At 54.7% G+C, this 16,211-nt stretch carries 17 protein-coding genes; 5 read left to right on the top strand and 12 right to left on the bottom strand.

Features of this window, described 5'->3' with window-relative positions:
* The 9 genes from COA65_09390 to COA65_09350 all read right to left on the bottom strand — a co-directional run.
* Positions 1-1,776: alanine--tRNA ligase (locus COA65_09390; protein ID PCJ57591.1), on the bottom strand; the 1,776-nt coding region annotated here is incomplete at its 3' end.
* Between the two features lie 202 nt (positions 1,777-1,978).
* Positions 1,979-3,079: a recombinase RecA gene (gene recA / locus COA65_09385; protein ID PCJ57590.1), complete on the bottom strand. Its 1,101-nt coding sequence runs from the start codon at positions 3,077-3,079 to the stop codon at positions 1,979-1,981.
* Between the two features lie 229 nt (positions 3,080-3,308).
* Positions 3,309-5,852: a hybrid sensor histidine kinase/response regulator gene (locus tag COA65_09380; protein PCJ57589.1), complete on the bottom strand. Its 2,544-nt coding sequence runs from the start codon at positions 5,850-5,852 to the stop codon at positions 3,309-3,311.
* Between the two features lie 68 nt (positions 5,853-5,920).
* Complete coding sequence (gene flhB / locus COA65_09375) at positions 5,921-7,021, bottom strand: flagellar biosynthesis protein FlhB (GenBank protein ID PCJ57588.1); 1,101 nt, start codon at positions 7,019-7,021, stop codon at positions 5,921-5,923.
* Between the two features lie 2 nt (positions 7,022-7,023).
* Positions 7,024-7,788: a flagellar biosynthetic protein FliR gene (locus COA65_09370; protein PCJ57587.1), complete on the bottom strand. Its 765-nt coding sequence runs from the start codon at positions 7,786-7,788 to the stop codon at positions 7,024-7,026.
* A 6-nt stretch (positions 7,789-7,794) separates the two neighbouring features.
* A complete protein-coding gene (fliQ, locus tag COA65_09365) occupies positions 7,795-8,061 on the bottom strand; it encodes a flagellar biosynthetic protein FliQ (GenBank protein PCJ57586.1) in 267 nt (88 codons plus the stop codon).
* A gap of 9 nt (positions 8,062-8,070) precedes the next feature.
* Positions 8,071-8,382, bottom strand: coding sequence for a flagellar hook-basal body complex protein FliE (locus tag COA65_09360; protein ID PCJ57585.1), 312 nt, complete (start codon positions 8,380-8,382; stop codon positions 8,071-8,073).
* 36 nt (positions 8,383-8,418) lie between these two features.
* Positions 8,419-8,829: a flagellar basal body rod protein FlgC gene (flgC, locus tag COA65_09355; protein ID PCJ57584.1), complete on the bottom strand. Its 411-nt coding sequence runs from the start codon at positions 8,827-8,829 to the stop codon at positions 8,419-8,421.
* Between the two features lie 16 nt (positions 8,830-8,845).
* Positions 8,846-9,247, bottom strand: a complete 402-nt coding sequence (locus tag COA65_09350; protein ID PCJ57583.1) for a flagellar basal-body rod protein FlgB — start codon at positions 9,245-9,247, stop codon at positions 8,846-8,848.
* A gap of 159 nt (positions 9,248-9,406) precedes the next feature.
* Between COA65_09350 and csrA the strand changes: the two genes are divergently transcribed.
* Entirely contained in the window at positions 9,407-9,631 is a 225-nt protein-coding gene (csrA, locus tag COA65_09345; protein ID PCJ57594.1) for a carbon storage regulator, read from the top strand.
* A gap of 22 nt (positions 9,632-9,653) precedes the next feature.
* On the opposite strand, the gene COA65_09340 is transcribed toward csrA, so the two are convergent.
* Positions 9,654-10,358: an MOSC domain-containing protein gene (locus COA65_09340; protein PCJ57582.1), complete on the bottom strand. Its 705-nt coding sequence runs from the start codon at positions 10,356-10,358 to the stop codon at positions 9,654-9,656.
* A 221-nt stretch (positions 10,359-10,579) separates the two neighbouring features.
* Between COA65_09340 and COA65_09335 the strand changes: the two genes are divergently transcribed.
* Genes COA65_09335 through fliP form a run of 4 tightly spaced genes read left to right on the top strand, consistent with a single transcriptional unit; the run spans position 10,580 to position 12,261 of the window.
* The gene (locus COA65_09335) at positions 10,580-10,855 is read left to right on the top strand and encodes a flagellar protein FhlB (GenBank protein ID PCJ57593.1); all 276 of its coding nucleotides are present in this window, start codon (positions 10,580-10,582) and stop codon (positions 10,853-10,855) included.
* The gene (locus COA65_09330) at positions 10,852-11,172 is read left to right on the top strand and encodes a hypothetical protein (GenBank protein ID PCJ57581.1); all 321 of its coding nucleotides are present in this window, start codon (positions 10,852-10,854) and stop codon (positions 11,170-11,172) included. The genes COA65_09335 and COA65_09330 overlap by 4 nt, the downstream gene beginning before the upstream one ends.
* Positions 11,173-11,194: 22 nt before the next feature.
* Positions 11,195-11,509 carry a hypothetical protein gene (locus COA65_09325; GenBank protein PCJ57580.1) on the top strand — a complete coding sequence of 105 codons (315 nt, stop codon included), beginning with the start codon at positions 11,195-11,197 and terminating at the stop codon, positions 11,507-11,509.
* Complete coding sequence (fliP, locus tag COA65_09320; GenBank protein ID PCJ57579.1) at positions 11,506-12,261, top strand: flagellar biosynthetic protein FliP; 756 nt, start codon at positions 11,506-11,508, stop codon at positions 12,259-12,261. Before COA65_09325 ends, fliP begins: the two co-directional genes overlap by 4 nt.
* A gap of 23 nt (positions 12,262-12,284) precedes the next feature.
* Here the strand turns inward: fliP and COA65_09315 are convergent, their stop codons facing one another.
* Together COA65_09315 and COA65_09310 are read right to left on the bottom strand one after the other, a co-directional pair.
* Entirely contained in the window at positions 12,285-15,494 is a 3,210-nt protein-coding gene (locus tag COA65_09315) for a hypothetical protein (protein PCJ57578.1), read from the bottom strand.
* A 2-nt stretch (positions 15,495-15,496) separates the two neighbouring features.
* Complete coding sequence (locus tag COA65_09310) at positions 15,497-16,210, bottom strand: chemotaxis protein MotB (GenBank protein ID PCJ57577.1); 714 nt, start codon at positions 16,208-16,210, stop codon at positions 15,497-15,499.
* Position 16,211: the final 1 nt, after the last annotated feature.

Here is a 16,211-nt window from a genome sequence, read left to right as displayed (position 1 = left end):
TGCAACCAGAGAGCCCTTTTGAGTCACATGCGCGCCAAGGCGATGGCGAAGCGCGGCATGAAGAAGATGCGTTGCCGAGTGATTGGCGCGCAGGCAGGCGCGGCGGTCGGTGGCGACCCGCATTTCCAACACGTCGCCGATGCGAATTTCGCCGGCATCGACGCGGCCGACATGCACGTGAAGGTCGCCCAGCTTCTTCAGGGTATCCTCGACGATGAAGCGAGAGTCCAAATCCGCCGACTCCATTATGCCGATATCGCCGGCTTGGCCCCCGGAAAGGCCGTAGAAAGGCGTCTGATTCGTAATCAGCAAGATTTCCTCGCCGGCCTTCGCGGATTTGACCTCCGCGCCATCCCGCAACAGCGCAACAACCATTCCCTCCGCCACATCCGCCTCATAGCCGAGAAATTCCGTAGCGCCGACGCGTTCGCGTACGCCAAACCAGATTGTTTCCGTTGCCGCCTCGCCGGAACCTACCCAAGAGGCGCGCGCATCCTGCCGCTGCCGCGCCATGGCACAATCAAACGCTTTCATATCAACGCCCCGGCCTTCCGCCTTCAAGGCGTCCTCTGTGAGGTCGACCGGAAAGCCGTAAGTGTCGTAGAGACGGAAAGCAATCTCGCCCGGAAGCGCTGCACCGGGTTTTAATTTGGCGGTTTCCTCTGCCAAAAGCCGCAAGCCCCGCTCAAGGGTTTCCCGAAACCGCGCTTCTTCATGGCGCAACGTTTCCGTTACCAACGCTTCCGCACGCACGATCTCCGGATAGGCATGACCCATCAGGCTGACAAGCGCTGGCACCAACCGCCAGAGAAGCGGATCCCGGCAACCGATCAAATGGGCGTGGCGCATGGCGCGCCGAAGAATTCGCCGAAGCACATAGCCGCGCCCCTCATTCGAGGGGAGCACACCATCGGCAATCAGAAACGTGCTGGAACGAAGGTGGTCGGCGATCACGCGATGGGACACGGCATGCGTGCCGGCAACAGACGTTCCGGTAACCTCGGCGGAGGCCTCAATCAGGGTGCGGAACGCATCCGTATCGTAATTGTCGTGCACGCCCTGAAGAACCGCCGCCAGCCTCTCCAGCCCCATGCCGGTATCAATTGATGGCCGGGGAAGCGGTTGACGTTTTCCCGGCGCAAGCTGGTCATATTGCATAAAGACCAGATTCCAGATTTCTACGAAACGATCACCGTCTTCCTCGGCGCTTCCCGGAGGCCCGCCTGGAACGTCCTTTCCATGGTCGTAGAAAATTTCCGAACACGGCCCGCAAGGGCCTGTGCTGCCCATCATCCAGAAATTATCGGCCGTCGCGATGGGAATAATGCGCCCATCTTCCAACCCGGAAATTTTTTTCCACAGGCGGCGGGCGTCTTCGTCTTCATGATAAACGGTCACCAGCAGGCGGTCACGATCGATGCCGAATTCCTTCGTCAGAAGGTTCCAGGCCAGCTCAATGGCCGTTTCCTTGAAATAGTCGCCAAAGGAAAAATTTCCCAGCATTTCGAAGAACGTATGGTGGCGGGCCGTATAACCAACCCGTTCAAGGTCGTTGTGTTTGCCACCGGCGCGGACGCATTTCTGGCTGGAGGCTGCGCGGACATAGTCACGCGTCTCCACCCCCGTGAACACATTTTTGAATTGCACCATGCCGGCGTTTGTAAACAGCAAGGTCGGATCCTTGCGCGGCACAAGCGGGCTCGACGGTACGATCGAATGGTCGGTGCGCGCGAAGTAATCCAGAAAGGCCGCACGAATGTCGTTGGTGCTTTGCATGAGCCCGATACGTTAAGGAAAACCTCTTGTACCCCGCCAATGGCTTGAGTGTCCAGCCGATGGACCCAGGGTCACACCAGGGTTAAAGCCTGGAAACGCCGCTCTTCTCAGGCTTCCCCGGCTTAAAAAGCAGGAACGGGCCCAAAGGCCCGTTCCTCAAACGTTAAGATTCGGCACAGACGCGCCAAACCGAAGGGCATGCCTAGCTTTCTTTGACCTCAACCTCGGGGACAGCTGCCACCTTTGGCGGCTCAGATGTCGCATCATCATCCGCGCCCGGGATCAGACCGGCGCTTTGGCGAATGGCAATTTCGATCTTATCCGCAACATCGCCATGTTCTTTAAGAAATCGTTTTGCGTTCTCGCGGCCCTGACCGATCCTCTGGCCCTGGTAAGAAAACCAGGTGCCTGCCTTGTCAACCAGTCCGGCCCGAACCCCATGATCCAGCAATTCACCAACCTTTGAGACGCCAACGCCATACATGATGTCGAATTCCACCACCTTGAAGGGAGGCGCCATCTTGTTCTTCACAACCTTGACACGGGTTTGATTGCCAACGATTTCATCCCGATCCTTAATGGCGCCGATCCGGCGAATGTCGAGGCGCACGGACGAATAGAATTTGAGCGCGTTCCCACCCGTCGTTGTCTCCGGATTGCCAAACATCACGCCGATCTTTATCCGCAGCTGATTGATAAAAATGAGAAGTGTGCGTGAACGTGCGATGGAAGAGGTAAGCTTGCGGAGCGCCTGGCTCATCAGCCGCGCCTGAAGCCCAACATGATGGTCCCCCATTTCGCCTTCAAGTTCCGCCGTCGGCACGAGGGCCGCGACACTATCAATGACCAGAACATCGACGGCCCCGGAACGAACGAGGGTGTCGGCAATTTCCAACGCCTGTTCCCCCGCATCCGGTTGGGAAATCAGAAGATCATCGATATTGACGCCGAGCTTCTTTGCATAGGATGGATCAAGGGCATGCTCCGCATCAACAAAGGCGCAGGTGCCACCGGATTTTTGCGCTTCGGCGATGGCGTGCAGGGCCAGCGTCGTCTTACCGGAACTTTCCGGCCCATAAATTTCAATGATGCGGCTTCGCGGATAGCCACCAATGCCAAGCGCAATGTCGAGACCAAGGGAGCCGCTTGATATGGTTTCAATCTCGCTGATGCCGCCTTCCTGGCCGAGCCGCATGATCGACCCTTTTCCGAAGGCCCGGTCAATCTGGCCGATGGCCGCTTCCAACGCTTTATTTTTATTCATTGTCTCCCGATCGACCAATTTCAGCTTGGCATCCGACATAACACGATCCCCTTGTTCCGTAGAGAAGAAATCTGCAGGCCAGGAAGTCCTTGCCCCTGCAGCGAATGTACATGTTTTGTTCTTATGCGCAAGGTTGATCGTTAACCACTTGTAACAAATATATTTTTTATGAATGTTCTTAAATTGTCCCAAGCAAGGTCACGGGGGAGGGAGGGTCCCGGCAATGGAAGCCCTGTATGGTGGGCAGCGAGCAGGCCGAAGGGGTATCTTATTGGGCGATCACTTCCTTCACCTTACCGGCCAACTGTTCCAGGCTGAACGGCTTGGCAAGGAAATGCAGGCCGGAAACGTCCCCGATACGCTCGCGGAAGGAATCTTCCGCATAGCCGGAAATGAAAATCACCTTCATGTCCGGACGCGTTTCCAGAACCTTCTCAACCAGGCCTGGCCCGTCCAGGCCCGGCATCACGACGTCCGTGATTAAAAGGTCAACCGGCTCTTCCGCACTGTTGATAATATCCAGGGCAACCGAGCCCCCTTTCGCCTCCAGCACCTTGTAACCCTTCTTCCGAAGGGCGCGCGCGCCAAAAAGGCGAACCGCATCCTCATCCTCGACAAGGAGAACGGTGCCGACACCCGTAAGGTCGACCGGATCAAAGACCACGGCCTTATGCACCCCTTCCACAATTTCTGCGGGCTGATGCTGTGGAAGGTAGATGGAAAATTTTGTTCCCTTTCCAATCGTGCTATCGACGAAAATGAAGCCGCCCGTCTGACGAACGATGCCATAGACGGTCGAAAGCCCGAGCCCAGTGCCCGAGCCGACCTCTTTCGTCGTGAAAAAGGGCTCGAAAATCCGCTCAAGATATTCTTTCGAGATGCCCGTGCCGGTGTCCTTGACTTCGATCAGGACATATTCGCCAGGCGGCATTGATTCCTGGTCGCTCTGAGTCAGCAGGCGGCGCGAACTTTCCAGATTCGACGTCCGAATAGCGAGCCGCCCGCCACCGGACATCGCGTCGCGTGCATTGACGACGAGGTTGATGATGACCTGCTCCAACTGGCCCTGATCAACCCGCACATGGCCGAGGTTTTGCCCGTGAAGCATTTCGAGTTCGATTCGTTCGCCAAGCAGCCGGTTCAGAAGGTTTGAAAGTTCCCCCAGCACGTCCGTCACGCTTAATATCTTCGGCTGCAACGTCTGCTGACGCGAAAAAGCGAGCAATTGGCGGACAAGATTTGCTGCCCGATTTGCATTTTGCTTGATCTGCACAATATCCGCAAAGGCCTGATCCCCCGGCCCATGGTTCAGCAGCAGCAGATCGCAATTGCCGATCATCGCCGTCAGCAGATTGTTAAAGTCATGGGCAATGCCGCCCGCCAGTTGCCCGACAAGCGCCATCTTTTGCTTCTGGGCAAATTGCTGCTCAAACTGTTTCTGTTCCGTCATATCGATGGCGTGAAGAATAAAACCGGCACCCTCGCCCGCGGCATCTTTAAGGCTGCGTATATAAAAGGCGGCGACGGTACTCTGCGCACCGGTCAAGCCAACCTCGAGAGGCTGGGTCAGGTGAACGCCACTGGCGACGCGTTCAATCCGGTCGCGTAGGGCTTTTTTGTCCTTTTCATCCACCAAGCTCATCAGGGCCGGCCGCGAGGCCGTGTCGCAATCCCCGTCTTTCCCGTCTTCCGAAGCAAGGCCGGAAATCTGCCGAAACGCGCCATTGCATTCGACGAGCTGCATGTCGAGGCCCAGAAAGGCAATGCCGATAGGTGCCTTTTCGAAGAATTGCTTAAACCGCAATTCGGATTGCCGCAGGGCCTGTTCCCATTCCCGTTCCGGCGTCAAATTACGAACGACGGAACGCGTTCGAAGCCCCTGCCCTTCGACCACCGGCGCAATCGTTTGCGTAATAAAGGCTTGAAACAACGTGCCATCAGCGCCGCAAAGCCGCACTTCACCGCGGCTACCTGTCGCCGTGCGGCCAAAGCAATCATATGGCGGCGTACCCGCCGGAATTTCCTCACCGACAAAATCGTGAAGTGTCTTGCCACCGGCGATAAGTTCCGAAGAAGACAGACCAAGCCATTCGGCAAACTGCTTGTTCACGAAGATAAATTTTCCATTCTCGTCAACCGAATAGAAACCGACCGGCGCGTTCTCCAGAAAATCGACAAGCTTGTCCTGCTCCTCGCGGATCACCTGTTCCATCTCGTGCCGGGCCGTCGTATCGACAGACCGCCAGAAGACATAACCCGGCATGCTTTCGACTGGAAAGGCGGAAAGGTTTCGCCATTGCAGGCCATCCGGATCGGCGATGGCAATCTCGTCACTGGCCGCTTCCCCAGCCTCTGCCTTCATGCGGATCCGGCGAAACCGCTCGGCATCGATGCCGCTCAGATTTCTTTCGATGGAGCGGACCGAGTCCGAAGAATCCACCGCAAACATCTCAAAAAAGTTCTGGTTTACGAAGACAATTCCACCGGAAGGCCCCGTCACCAACCTGCCGATAGGAATGCGGTCGCGCATATGGCGCCAGAAACGATCCGAAATTTCCGCATCCGCCTTGCGCTTTAAAACCCCATAGATCAGACCCAGGGAAAAGAACGAGAGCGCGAAGACGCCGCTTGCGGAGAGACCAAAGAGCAAAGGGGAAGCCTTGGCGGCATCCAGCAGGTAAAGAATCGCGCCGCCCAAAACCGCCAGCACCAGCGCAAGGCTCCATAAGACGGGGTGCCGGATTGGCCTGCTCGCCGGGAGGTATTCCTTCACCTCCGGCGCAAGGGACAGTTTGTCAAAATTATCGTCCACCTGACGTCCTCAACAAGGGAAACGGCGCGCCGTCCACGGCACAGCCTAGTCTCTCTAGCATAAAGCGGTCACGAATGCCCGCCGGCAGACGTCTTAGAAGGCGGCAGCGTGCCTTTCAGCCGCATGACGTAGGCAATGACTTCGGCAACGGCCTTGTAATGGTCCTCGGGGATATCCTGGTCAATTTTGACCCCCGCATGCAGGGCTCGAGCAAGAGGGGGGTTTTCAACAATCGGAATTTCATGCTCCTTCGCCACCTCACGAATACGTGCGGCAATATGATCGGCCCCCTTCGCAACAAGCCTTGGCGCGGCCATCGCCTCCATATCGTATTTAAGCGCAACCGCATAATGTGTCGGGTTTGTAATCACGACATCCGCGTCCGGGACCGCTGACATCATGCGTCGTTGCGCTCTTTCCATGCGAAGCTGGCGCAATCGCGACTTGATGATCGGATCGCCTTCTGTCTGCTTGAATTCGTCCTTTATTTCCTGATGGCTCATACGCATCTGTTTGAAAAAATCAAAGCGCTGATACAAATAGTCGGCCCCGGCAATAATCGAGATGGTAGCCAGCACACCAATCAGAACCCGGACCGCCAACGCATCAATCGCGTCAAGAATGCGAGGCAGCGGAAGGCCGACAAAGCGGTCCAAAGTCGCGAACTCTGGAAGAATGAGCAGCGTGCAAACAACGCCGACGACGGTAAGCTTTGAAATCCCCTTGATGAATTCCACAATCGCCTTAAGGGAAAAAAGCCGTTTTATTCCCTTTAGGACCGAGATTTTCTCCATTTTCGGCGTGATGCGATCAACCGCAAGAAGAAACCCGCTTTGAGCAAGGCCCGCCGCCAGGGCAGCTGCCATAAGCACAAGCACCGGCAGGAAAAGCGCCGAAAGAACTTCCGCGCCCGCACGCCGGATAACCTCGCGCAGGCCGTCTCCATCCACGGAAAGGGCATGGGACATTTGTAGAAAACCCGCGAGAGTATCCTGAAGGCTTCCCATCATTTCCCGTGCGAAAACCAACATCAGAATGGTTAGCCCGAGAATCATAAACCAATGATTGACCTCGCGCGAATTGACGGTCTGCCCCTTCTTGCGAGCATCTTCCAGTTTTTTGTGTGTTGGTTCTTCGGTTTTTTGCGAATCTTCGGTTTTGTCCGCCATCCCTAGCCCGCCCCAAAGACGCTGAAAAAACCTTCCCGGAACTGCGCCAGAAACCAGTCAATGGCCGCTATCACCGTCAACGCAAGAATTAAAAATCCAATCCCGATCTGCACCGGCATCGCGATGAAAAAGACCTGCACCTGAGGCATCAATCGGCCAAGAAGACCCAACCCCAGATAAAAGACCATCCCAATGACGAAGAAGGGCGCGGCAATCTCCATCGCCAGAACAAAGCTTTGGGAAACTGCCTGCACCATCGTATAGGCAAAATCATCTATGGGCGGCAGCTTGCCTGCCCCAAACAAGCTGTAACTCTTGACAACGGAGCTAAGCGTAAGGTGATGCAGATTCGTAATAAACAACAACAGCAGACCTGTCATCGTAAGAAAATTCCCGACAATGGACCCCTGCTGCGCCGCTGTGGGGTCGTAGACAAATGCGTTCGCAAGGCCGATCTGATAGGAGATCAGCATCCCGGCAATGAAAAGCCCTGCCAGAAAAATCCGCCCCAAGGCCCCGAAAAAGAGCCCAATGCCGATTTCGCCGGTAAGAATAAGAAGCAATTCCAATGGGTTATCTGGAATCGTTGGAAGTTCGCTTGCTATCAGCGGCGCCACAATGACGGCAATCCCAAGCGCGATGACCAACCGGGCGCGCGGCGCGACGTAAGCCTCTCCAAAGCCGGGCAACAACATCATTGCCGCACCGACGCGGGCAAAAACAAGGAACAGGGCAAAAAGATTAAAGGAGAGAAGCTCGGCCAGCATTCGGCGTTAACCCAAGCCAGCAATCTGATCCGTCAGCCGATGCGTAAAGGTGGAAAGCGTAGACGCCATAAACGGCATGAATAGGAGAAGTGAAAAGAAAATCGCTAGAATTTTAGGCACGAAGGATAGTGTCATTTCCTGAATTTGCGTCAATGCCTGAAAAAGCGAAATGCTTAATCCAACAAGAAGCGCAACGAGCATGACCGGCCCGGCCATCTTAATCGCCACCCAAATTGCCTCACGGGCAATCTCAAGCACTACTCCTTCTGGCATCGGCCCGGCCTAGATCGGCATCTTGATGATGTCTTGGTAAGCCTGCACAACCCGGTCGCGGACAGCGACAACGGTCTGCAATGTAAGTTCGGCGTTCGTAACTGCCGTTACAACATCGACGAGTTCGGCTTCACCGGTTACGGATTTCAGCGTCATTTCCTCGCCCTTGCGCAAATTATCAACGGTGGCTTCCGCCGCGTTTTGCACAAAATCCGCAAAACTTGCCTTCGATCCATTGCCCAAAGCTTCAGCCCCAGGCGGCTTCCCGGTGGTGGCTGCATTTGCATAAGCTGCAACTGCTTCGATGGCTTTCAATGTCATGGCGTTCCCCTAAAGTTTTTTTTCAAACCGGACTGCTTAGCGTTGCAGCAGGCCAATCGTTCCCTGGATCATTGACTTCGACACCTCAATGACACTGAGATTCGCCTCATAACTTCGCTGCGCCTCGCGCATGTCCATCATTTCAACCAGTGAATTCACGTTCGGGACATCTACATAGCCATCCTTGTCCGCGGCTGGATGCGTCGGCTCAAAACGTTTCTGAATACCGGCTTCCACAGACTTTATGCGATCGACTTTTACCAATTTGACACCAAGATTACGGTCAAGCTCATTCTTGAACGTCACAACCTTGCGAAGGTAAGGCTTCTCTCCGGGTGCCGACGGCAACGAATCGGCGTTCGCAATGTTTTCAGAAATGGTCCGCAACCGCGTGCCCTGGGCTTTCATGCCCGCCGCGGAAATCTTCATGGCTTTAATAAGGTCCACCGGGAATTTCCTTTTCCTAATTGTGCCCGATTGCCGTTCGGAACATCGCGAGATAGCGGCGGTAAAGATTGGTCGTCATCTGGTAATCGCCCGCTGTCTTCGTCACCTTCATCAACTGCTCTTCCAAGACAACGGCGTTGCCGTCCAGAGTCGTTTCATAGGTTCCTTTTTGTTCCTGTGGGGAAAAGCGATTACCACCTGTCGTCCCCCGAAGGTGGGCGGCATCCGTTGCCTGTGGCACGAGTTTTGCCCCTTCACTGCGCACGAGATCACGAAAATTCGCCGGTTTGAGGTCGTGCGGGACATAGCCGGGCGTGTCCGCATTTGCGATATTTTTAGCCAAAACCTGCTGACGCGCGTTTAGCCACGCCATGCGGCCAGTTAACGTTGCCAACAGAGGCATTTTCTTCATATCCATGGAGGGCCGATCGTTTCAAACGGGTTGAGGAATCGACGGCGAAGGTCTCGAGTCTTGCGCGTCTATATTAAGAAAGCGTAAAAACGCATAAAGCTGCTCAAGGAAACAGCCGGTTTCGCCCTCTTTCCGGGCGCGCAGCCAATAGATGGGATGCAAGGCATGCTCTATTTGACCAGGAAGATTGGCGAATCGGTCATCATCAACGATGGCATTGAAGTGACGGTCATCGAAGTCCGAGGCAAGTCCGTTAAACTTGGCTTCGAATTTCCTGCCAGCGCAACCGTGCTCCGCAAGGAAATCTATGAGCGCATCCAAGCGGAAAATCGCGCCGCTGCCGAAGCTGGCGAGGCTCTTCTGGACATGCCGCCGGCAAAGGACGTCTAAAGCGGGCTGGCTTGGCTGGAGCCTAAAGGCCCTCGCCGCAATCCGACCCGGTGTCGGTCGGCGCGGGAAGGCTCGACGCTGGAACCCCTGCCACCAGCAGACGCTTTTCAAAAATAGCCCGCCAGCCTGGTGAAAGCGCCGGCAAGTGAAGAACCCGCATGGCCCCTTCCAAATCGCTCTTTTCCCGAAACATAAGGCGGTTGATCGCCTGCACGCTCATCCCCTGGGGGGCCGTTTCAATGCGCAAGATGGCATCCCCGGCCCCGACCTCACCCTCTTTAAGAACACGGCAGTAAAAGCCGGTACGGTCGGAGGCAAGAAAGCGTTTCGGAAAGTCCTCCTGTCCCATCTTCATGGCGAGCTTGGAACAGGGCACGCGAGGTTGCGTAACTTCAATGGCCGCGTCACCAATCTGGAATTGGTCGCCGATCTGGACCCGGCTCTCAAGCATGCCCTCAACGGTGAAATTCTCTCCAAACTGGCCGGGGGCAAAGCCGTCGCGTGCAAGTTCATGCGCCCAGACGGCATAATGTTCGAAAGGATAAACGTAAACTGCCTTGCATGCCCCGCCGTGATTTTTGCGGTCGGCCTGGCCATCCCCCTTCAAATTTCCTGCGCGGAGCATGACGCGGCCTTCGACGGGTTGCTTGAAAATACCCGTCACGACAGGCTTGCCAAGATATTCAACCGTTTGTGGCAACGAAAGATTGAGGAAAAGCAGCTTCATAAAAACGTTTCACGCAGTCTTGGCCAGGGCGTCTTCCATTCAGCACGCGCCTTGTCTGAAAGGCAAGCAAAGTGGCATCAAGGACAGGCCCCACGCCATTTTTAAAGATTCCTTAAGCATAGTGGGCCCAGAATGACCCCCGGGAAGGCCGCAGGGTCGCCTTCCGCCAGGCCGGGGAAAAAGCCAAATTGAGCGATCTTTTCGATCAGGATCCACCCGACATGCGCGAGGTCGCCGTCGCCCTGCACCACGACAAGGAGAAGGCGGGCGCGCCGAAAGTTATCGCGATCGGCAAAGGCGTTCTTGCCGAGCGCATTCTGGAAATCGCTTTCTTAAGCGGCGTAAAAGTCCGAAAGGACGAAGATTTGGCCGAGCTTCTCTCGGCGCTTGAAATTGGCAAGGAAATTCCCATCGAAGCCTTTACCGCCGTTGCCGAAATCCTCTCATACATTTACCGCACCAGCCAGCCCCCCCAGATGAGGGAGAACCATCCATGACCGACATGACAAGCGGCGAGCTGCAGGAAGCCATCGGTTGTATTCAGGCCGCCCGCCATGCCCTTGAAGAGGGAAACGGCATCAATCTCAAGCCGCTTGAAATAAAAATCGAGCACTTTTGCCAGTCTCTCGGAGAACTTCCGCCGGAACAGCGCGAATTGATGCGAAAAAAAGTCATTGCCCTTCTAGACGATCTTGACCACCTGGCGGACGACCTGCGGGCGCAATATGCCGAATTGGGCGAGCGACTCGGCAAGATGAATACGCATCACCACGCACTCAGCGCCTACAGAAGCCCACCAGGAAACAAAAAATAGACAGAAAGCACGCAAAACAACGATGGATATCTCGCAATATTTCCGTTTTCTTCTCGCCCTGGCTTTCGTGCTTGGACTCATCTTGCTTGTCGCCTTTGCCGTGCGCCGGTTCGGTCTTGGCAACCGAGTGCCCGTGACCAAAAGCCGCAATCGCCGCCTTGAAGTGGTCGAAATTCTGCCGATGGACACGCGCCGCCGATTAATTCTTCTGCGCCGGGACAACAGGGAACATCTTGTGTTGCTTAGTTCGGGGCAAGGCCCGGACCTGTTGATCGAAAGTGGCAACCCCGCCCCCACACCACGACCGGACGCCGAGGCAGGCGAGAAAAAGACATGAAGAAAGTTTTTGGAATGGGGAAAGGCAGCGCCATTGCCCTTTTTGCCCTTGCGTTCGCCTTCTTCGTCGTTGATGGGCCTGCCGCCGCACAGAATTTAACGTTGGATTTCGGTGAAGGCGGATCCGCGACGGGGCGTCTCCTTCAGCTTATCGCGCTGCTCACCGTCTTAAGCCTGGCACCATCCATACTTGTGATGGTCACCTCTTTCACACGAATAGTTATCGTGCTTTCTTTCGTTCGTAGCGCGATGGGACTTCAGCAAACGCCACCGAACGCCGTTTTAATCAGTCTGGCTCTTTTTCTTACCGCGTTCATCATGCAGCCAACCCTGGAAGCTGCCTATCGTGACGGCATCGCGCCGCTTATCGATGAGCAGATTACGGGAGAAGAGGCGTTCGAACGTACGACAGCGCCCCTTCACAGCTTTATGATGACGCATGTCCGCGAGGAAGATCTCGGCCTCTTTATCGACATGGCAAAGCTAGAAACGATCGAACGGCCCGATGATACGCCGCTTCGGGTTCTGATTCCTGCCTTTATGATCAGTGAGTTGCGCCGAGCTTTTGAAATCGGCTTCCTTATTTTCATTCCGTTTCTAATCATTGACCTTGTGGTGGCATCCATCCTTATGTCGATGGGCATGATGATGCTTCCACCGATTATGATTTCGCTGCCGTTCAAGGTGATCTTCTTTGTTCTGGTGGATGGCTGGCATTTGATCGCCGGCAGTCTCATTAAAAGCTTCAACTGATCCAGCGAACGGATTGTCCTTGCTTAATTCAGGGCACTTAAGCCTTTTTCTTTCAGTTGCCGCCGATAGCCTGTCATGAAGGCCTGGAAATTATCTACATCCGCAATTTTGCTCGCAAGGCCCAGAAAATCTTCGCCCGTATGTTCCGCATCGGGAGAAATCACACGGAACATACTCGCATAAGAACTTGCCTCCATGCGTTTGTCGAACCGTGCATGCAGCCTCTTTAATCCCTCCATGTCATCGCCAAGAGAAAGTGCGACCGCCCAACTGAGGATGAATTTCAGGTCGCGAGCTTCGAGTTCTGCATCAGGTGCGGGGTCGCCAAGAAGCCGTGGAAATATTTCGGCGGCCTTCGACCAGTCCTGTGTGCGCTGGTAAATATCGATTCGCAGAAGATCCGCTTTGTAACTCGCATCCTCACTCAAAAGCTTGAGCGCCTGCTTCGTTTTTCCAACTTCGGCTAACGCCCGAACGGTTAAATGGAGGCGTTGACGGGCCAAATCCTCCGAAACCGGCTGCGTAGCCGTTTCCCTCAAAGCCTTCAAGGCATGCTCTGGGTTGTGATTGAGAAGCTGGACCAATGCCAGCCGTGTGGCAACGCGCGCTTTGTCCTTTCCGGAAAGCCGGTATTCCACCTGATAATCGAGAAGCTTTGCCGCGCGATCAAGAAGGTCGGCGTCAACCAGACGATCGGTCAATTTTTCGATCATGCGGTCACCATTTTTACCAACCGGCGTTAGCTCACGAAAGGAATTGTAGAGGGCGAGTGCCTTCACCAACGGCATCTTGTCCGCTTCGCCCTCTAGATAGAGAGTCTTGAAAACATTCGTCATTTCCTGAACAATCTTTTGCTTACGTTCTTCACCGTCGAAATAGGTGATTAGCTGTTTCAGGGCAGTAAGACCGCGCACGTACTTTTTTTCATCAAGATAGAGCTTGCCCAATTGATGGAGAAGGTTGAATTCGAACTCACCTCCCCGCCAGGCAAAGCGAAGCTTCTCAAGCTGTTCAATGGCTTCGCCGAGATCAATTTCGCCCTGCTTCCGTTGCAACAAAATTCGAGCGAAGGTGGCACGTGCACTGCTTTCCCGCCCTTCGCCCGCAGCGACCCGGTCCCAAAGAACAATGGCACCATCGGGATCCCGGCGAGCCAGACGAATATGTCCCTCCAGATATTCGACGTCGCCGGATTCTGCAGCTCCCAAACCCAGAATTCGAAGTGCGCGCAGCCTGGCCTCGGCAAGCTCAAGCCCGCCAACCCGATAGGCCGCTTCGGCGGCAAGAAGGCTTAGCGGCACTTGCAGCGAAGGTGGATAACGTCCCAGGAAACTATCCGCCCCATCAAAACCTCTCATCGCTTGCGTCCAATTCTCTTCCTTCGCAGCCAGGGCAGCGCGCCAAAGAGCAATTTCCGCATCGCCATCAAGGCTTGAATGATAAAGGTCCTTTTTCGCTTCCGAATAAACCCCTGTCTGAAAAAGGGCGGCGCCACGAATGGCCCGGAAGTTCATGTCCTCAACAATCCCTGGCGACATTTCCTTGAGAATGGTCAGGATTGCAAGCGTCTCTGGCATCCAAGCATTCGCGAAATAAAAACGGGCCAGGTGCATCCGCGCATCGTCCAGCTGCGCCTCATCCACAACGGAAAGATCCTGCCTAAGCCGTTGTTCTGTATTAATAAATGACTCCTCTGGCAGGCCACGCCAACCATCAAAGTCAAAGATACGAACACTTGTCAGCAGGGCATCCGAAACGGATTGCAGTTCATTCGATCCGCCCGGCATTGAAACACGCAGTGTCTCTGCTCCAAAAATGCGTACGCCACGAACCGTTGCTTTAACCTTGAGCGAATCCTTGCGGGGCTCAAGAACTATCCCTTGTGCCGACGCAAGCAGTGCAAAATCAACGTATTCGCGGGCAACCCTCATGCCGGTATTTGCAACGGCAACTGGTACGACAAGAAGCTCGTCACCGACCTCTGGATCCAGAACACGAATGACATCCTCTGCACCATCCGCACGCAATAGCAGTTCAAGCCCACCTGCTTTGTTCGACAACGCTTGCACTGGAATTTCAGCCAACGGCGGCGTTACTTCTGGACGGATATCAACCACCCAGGAATTCCCACCGCGGCGAAGTGTTGGGTAAAGGCCCGGCACCGGCCCGATTCGGATCACCGTACCTTTCCGGGAGGGTATATGCTCTACGTTCTTTAGAAGCCGTTTTTCCTTGGCCAGCACATCATCCAGTACAAAATTCCGGAAGCGGTCAAAGACAACCCAGATATAGCCGGCCCTCGTAAACGCAGCGACACCGGCAGGACGTCCCCAGTCGAATGTCAGGCTGACGGCGTTGCCATTCCGTTCAATCCGCACCGGGATCAGCACTTCCGCCTCGGAAGCCTTTGTTAGCTGCACCGGTCGACCCGGCTGGCTGGAAGGCGGCGTCAGACTTACCGGCTTTGGTGATATGGATTTCACTGTCTTTTTATACTGCCGCAGCGATTTCTGCTGCCGCAGCGCTAATTTTTTCGTCTTCCCAGGTGGTGGCTCAAATAAGTCAATAACAATTCTCGGTCCATCCCGGAAATGACGCAATTTCACCTGCGCCCCATGGGCAAGCAGAATTTGCGTTGCCGAACCGATATCCTGGGCGCGGAACGAACGCACATGTTTCGGCAGTTCTTTTTTCCAGCTTTTAATATCGATAGCCGCCCGACGCTGAAACCGGATTGTCGCCACGCCCTTCGAAGCCTTGACCCGATAACCAACCCGGCTGGGCCAGTCAAAAACGAGGCGTGTAAATTTTTTATGCCTGCCTGTACGCACCCGCACCCTTTCAGGCGGCGCCCCCTTCTTGGCCGTTGTTTTCAACAGATCAAATACGGGTTTTCCATCATCGACAAAACTGCGAAGTTCAAAATCTCCCTTTAGTTGCAGAAGGACACGCTTACCATCCATCTCGCTTGTCCCATTTTCTACATAGGCATTAAGATGCCGAAAAACCTTAGCAAAAGAAGCAGTTATCGGACGTGAAAATTCGATGACTAATTTCCCATCGACAATTTTTGCGGAATGAGCGACTGGTTTTTTGACATCAAACACAATCCGCCCAAAGGAATCATGCGCCCAGGCACGAACGCTCACCTTTTCGTTCGCCCTCGCCGAAGCGGTGACGAGAACGGTCGCAATGGCAAATGAAAAAATAGCAAAGGCGGGGAACTTCCACATCGTCAGTCATCCCCCTTCGAATCGCGAATCACGACGTCGACACGTCGCGCGACTGCGTGACGCCTGCTTTCCGGTAGCGACAAGGAAAGATTTTTAAACTTGGCATCGCCCTGTCCATAAGCAACGATCTTCTTGCGGTATCCAAAATGACGAAGTTCCCCCGCAACGGTGACCGCGCGCGCCAGAGAAAGCTCCCAATTTGATGTAAATCTCTCACCTTGCGACGGCAACGAGTCCGTGTGACCAACAACTTCGATCTTATTTCGCAAATTTTCGAGAAGACCTCCGAGCATAAAAAGCGCCCGGCGCGCCACTGGGGTTACGTCTGCCGTTCCTCTGTCAAACAGGATGTCTCCAGGTAGCGAGATCAGCAGGTATTTTTCATGTTCCACAATCGAGCTGCGGGAAAGGATTTGGTCCTTGCCCATCTGTTCTCGCAAAACGACCGCCAGATAAGCGAGGTCCGTTGCGTCTTCCTTAAAAACACTGCGAATATCGTGCATGGAAGTTGGCTCGACATGCAGGGTCTGGCGACCTGGATTCAGGTTCTGTTCAAGTGCGTGGACGACGTCTTCCCACTTCTCCGATGCAACGGTAGCCATCGAAAACAGCATGACGAAGAATGTCAGCAGCAGGGAAATCATATCTGCGAACGTCACCATCCAGGCGGTACTCGCCGGCTTGGGCGGTTCAGCAGAAAAGGATGAGTCGTCCATA

This window comes from Rhodospirillaceae bacterium, from assembly GCA_002746255.1.
GTDB lineage: Bacteria > Pseudomonadota > Alphaproteobacteria.
This window is presented reverse-complemented; position numbering and strand designations above follow the sequence as displayed.

Excerpts from the sequence above, each read along its gene's own strand:
- COA65_09325 (PCJ57580.1), top strand. The coding sequence starts at position 11,195 with ATGGATATCTCGCAATATTTCCGTTTTCTTCTCGCCCTGGCTTTCGTG.
- COA65_09370 (PCJ57587.1), bottom strand. The coding sequence starts at position 7,788 with ATGCTGGCCGAGCTTCTCTCCTTTAATCTTTTTGCCCTGTTCCTTGTT.
- COA65_09335 (PCJ57593.1), top strand. The coding sequence starts at position 10,580 with ATGCGCGAGGTCGCCGTCGCCCTGCACCACGACAAGGAGAAGGCGGGC.
- COA65_09350 (PCJ57583.1), bottom strand. The coding sequence starts at position 9,247 with ATGGATATGAAGAAAATGCCTCTGTTGGCAACGTTAACTGGCCGCATG.
- COA65_09340 (PCJ57582.1), bottom strand. The coding sequence starts at position 10,358 with ATGAAGCTGCTTTTCCTCAATCTTTCGTTGCCACAAACGGTTGAATAT.
- COA65_09315 (PCJ57578.1), bottom strand. The coding sequence starts at position 15,494 with ATGTGGAAGTTCCCCGCCTTTGCTATTTTTTCATTTGCCATTGCGACC.
- COA65_09310 (PCJ57577.1), bottom strand. The coding sequence starts at position 16,210 with ATGGACGACTCATCCTTTTCTGCTGAACCGCCCAAGCCGGCGAGTACC.
- fliQ (PCJ57586.1), bottom strand. The coding sequence starts at position 8,061 with ATGCCAGAAGGAGTAGTGCTTGAGATTGCCCGTGAGGCAATTTGGGTG.
- csrA (PCJ57594.1), top strand. The coding sequence starts at position 9,407 with ATGCTCTATTTGACCAGGAAGATTGGCGAATCGGTCATCATCAACGAT.
- COA65_09330 (PCJ57581.1), top strand. The coding sequence starts at position 10,852 with ATGACCGACATGACAAGCGGCGAGCTGCAGGAAGCCATCGGTTGTATT.
- recA (PCJ57590.1), bottom strand. The coding sequence starts at position 3,079 with ATGTCGGATGCCAAGCTGAAATTGGTCGATCGGGAGACAATGAATAAA.
- COA65_09360 (PCJ57585.1), bottom strand. The coding sequence starts at position 8,382 with ATGACATTGAAAGCCATCGAAGCAGTTGCAGCTTATGCAAATGCAGCC.
- flhB (PCJ57588.1), bottom strand. The coding sequence starts at position 7,021 with ATGGCGGACAAAACCGAAGATTCGCAAAAAACCGAAGAACCAACACAC.
- fliP (PCJ57579.1), top strand. The coding sequence starts at position 11,506 with ATGAAGAAAGTTTTTGGAATGGGGAAAGGCAGCGCCATTGCCCTTTTT.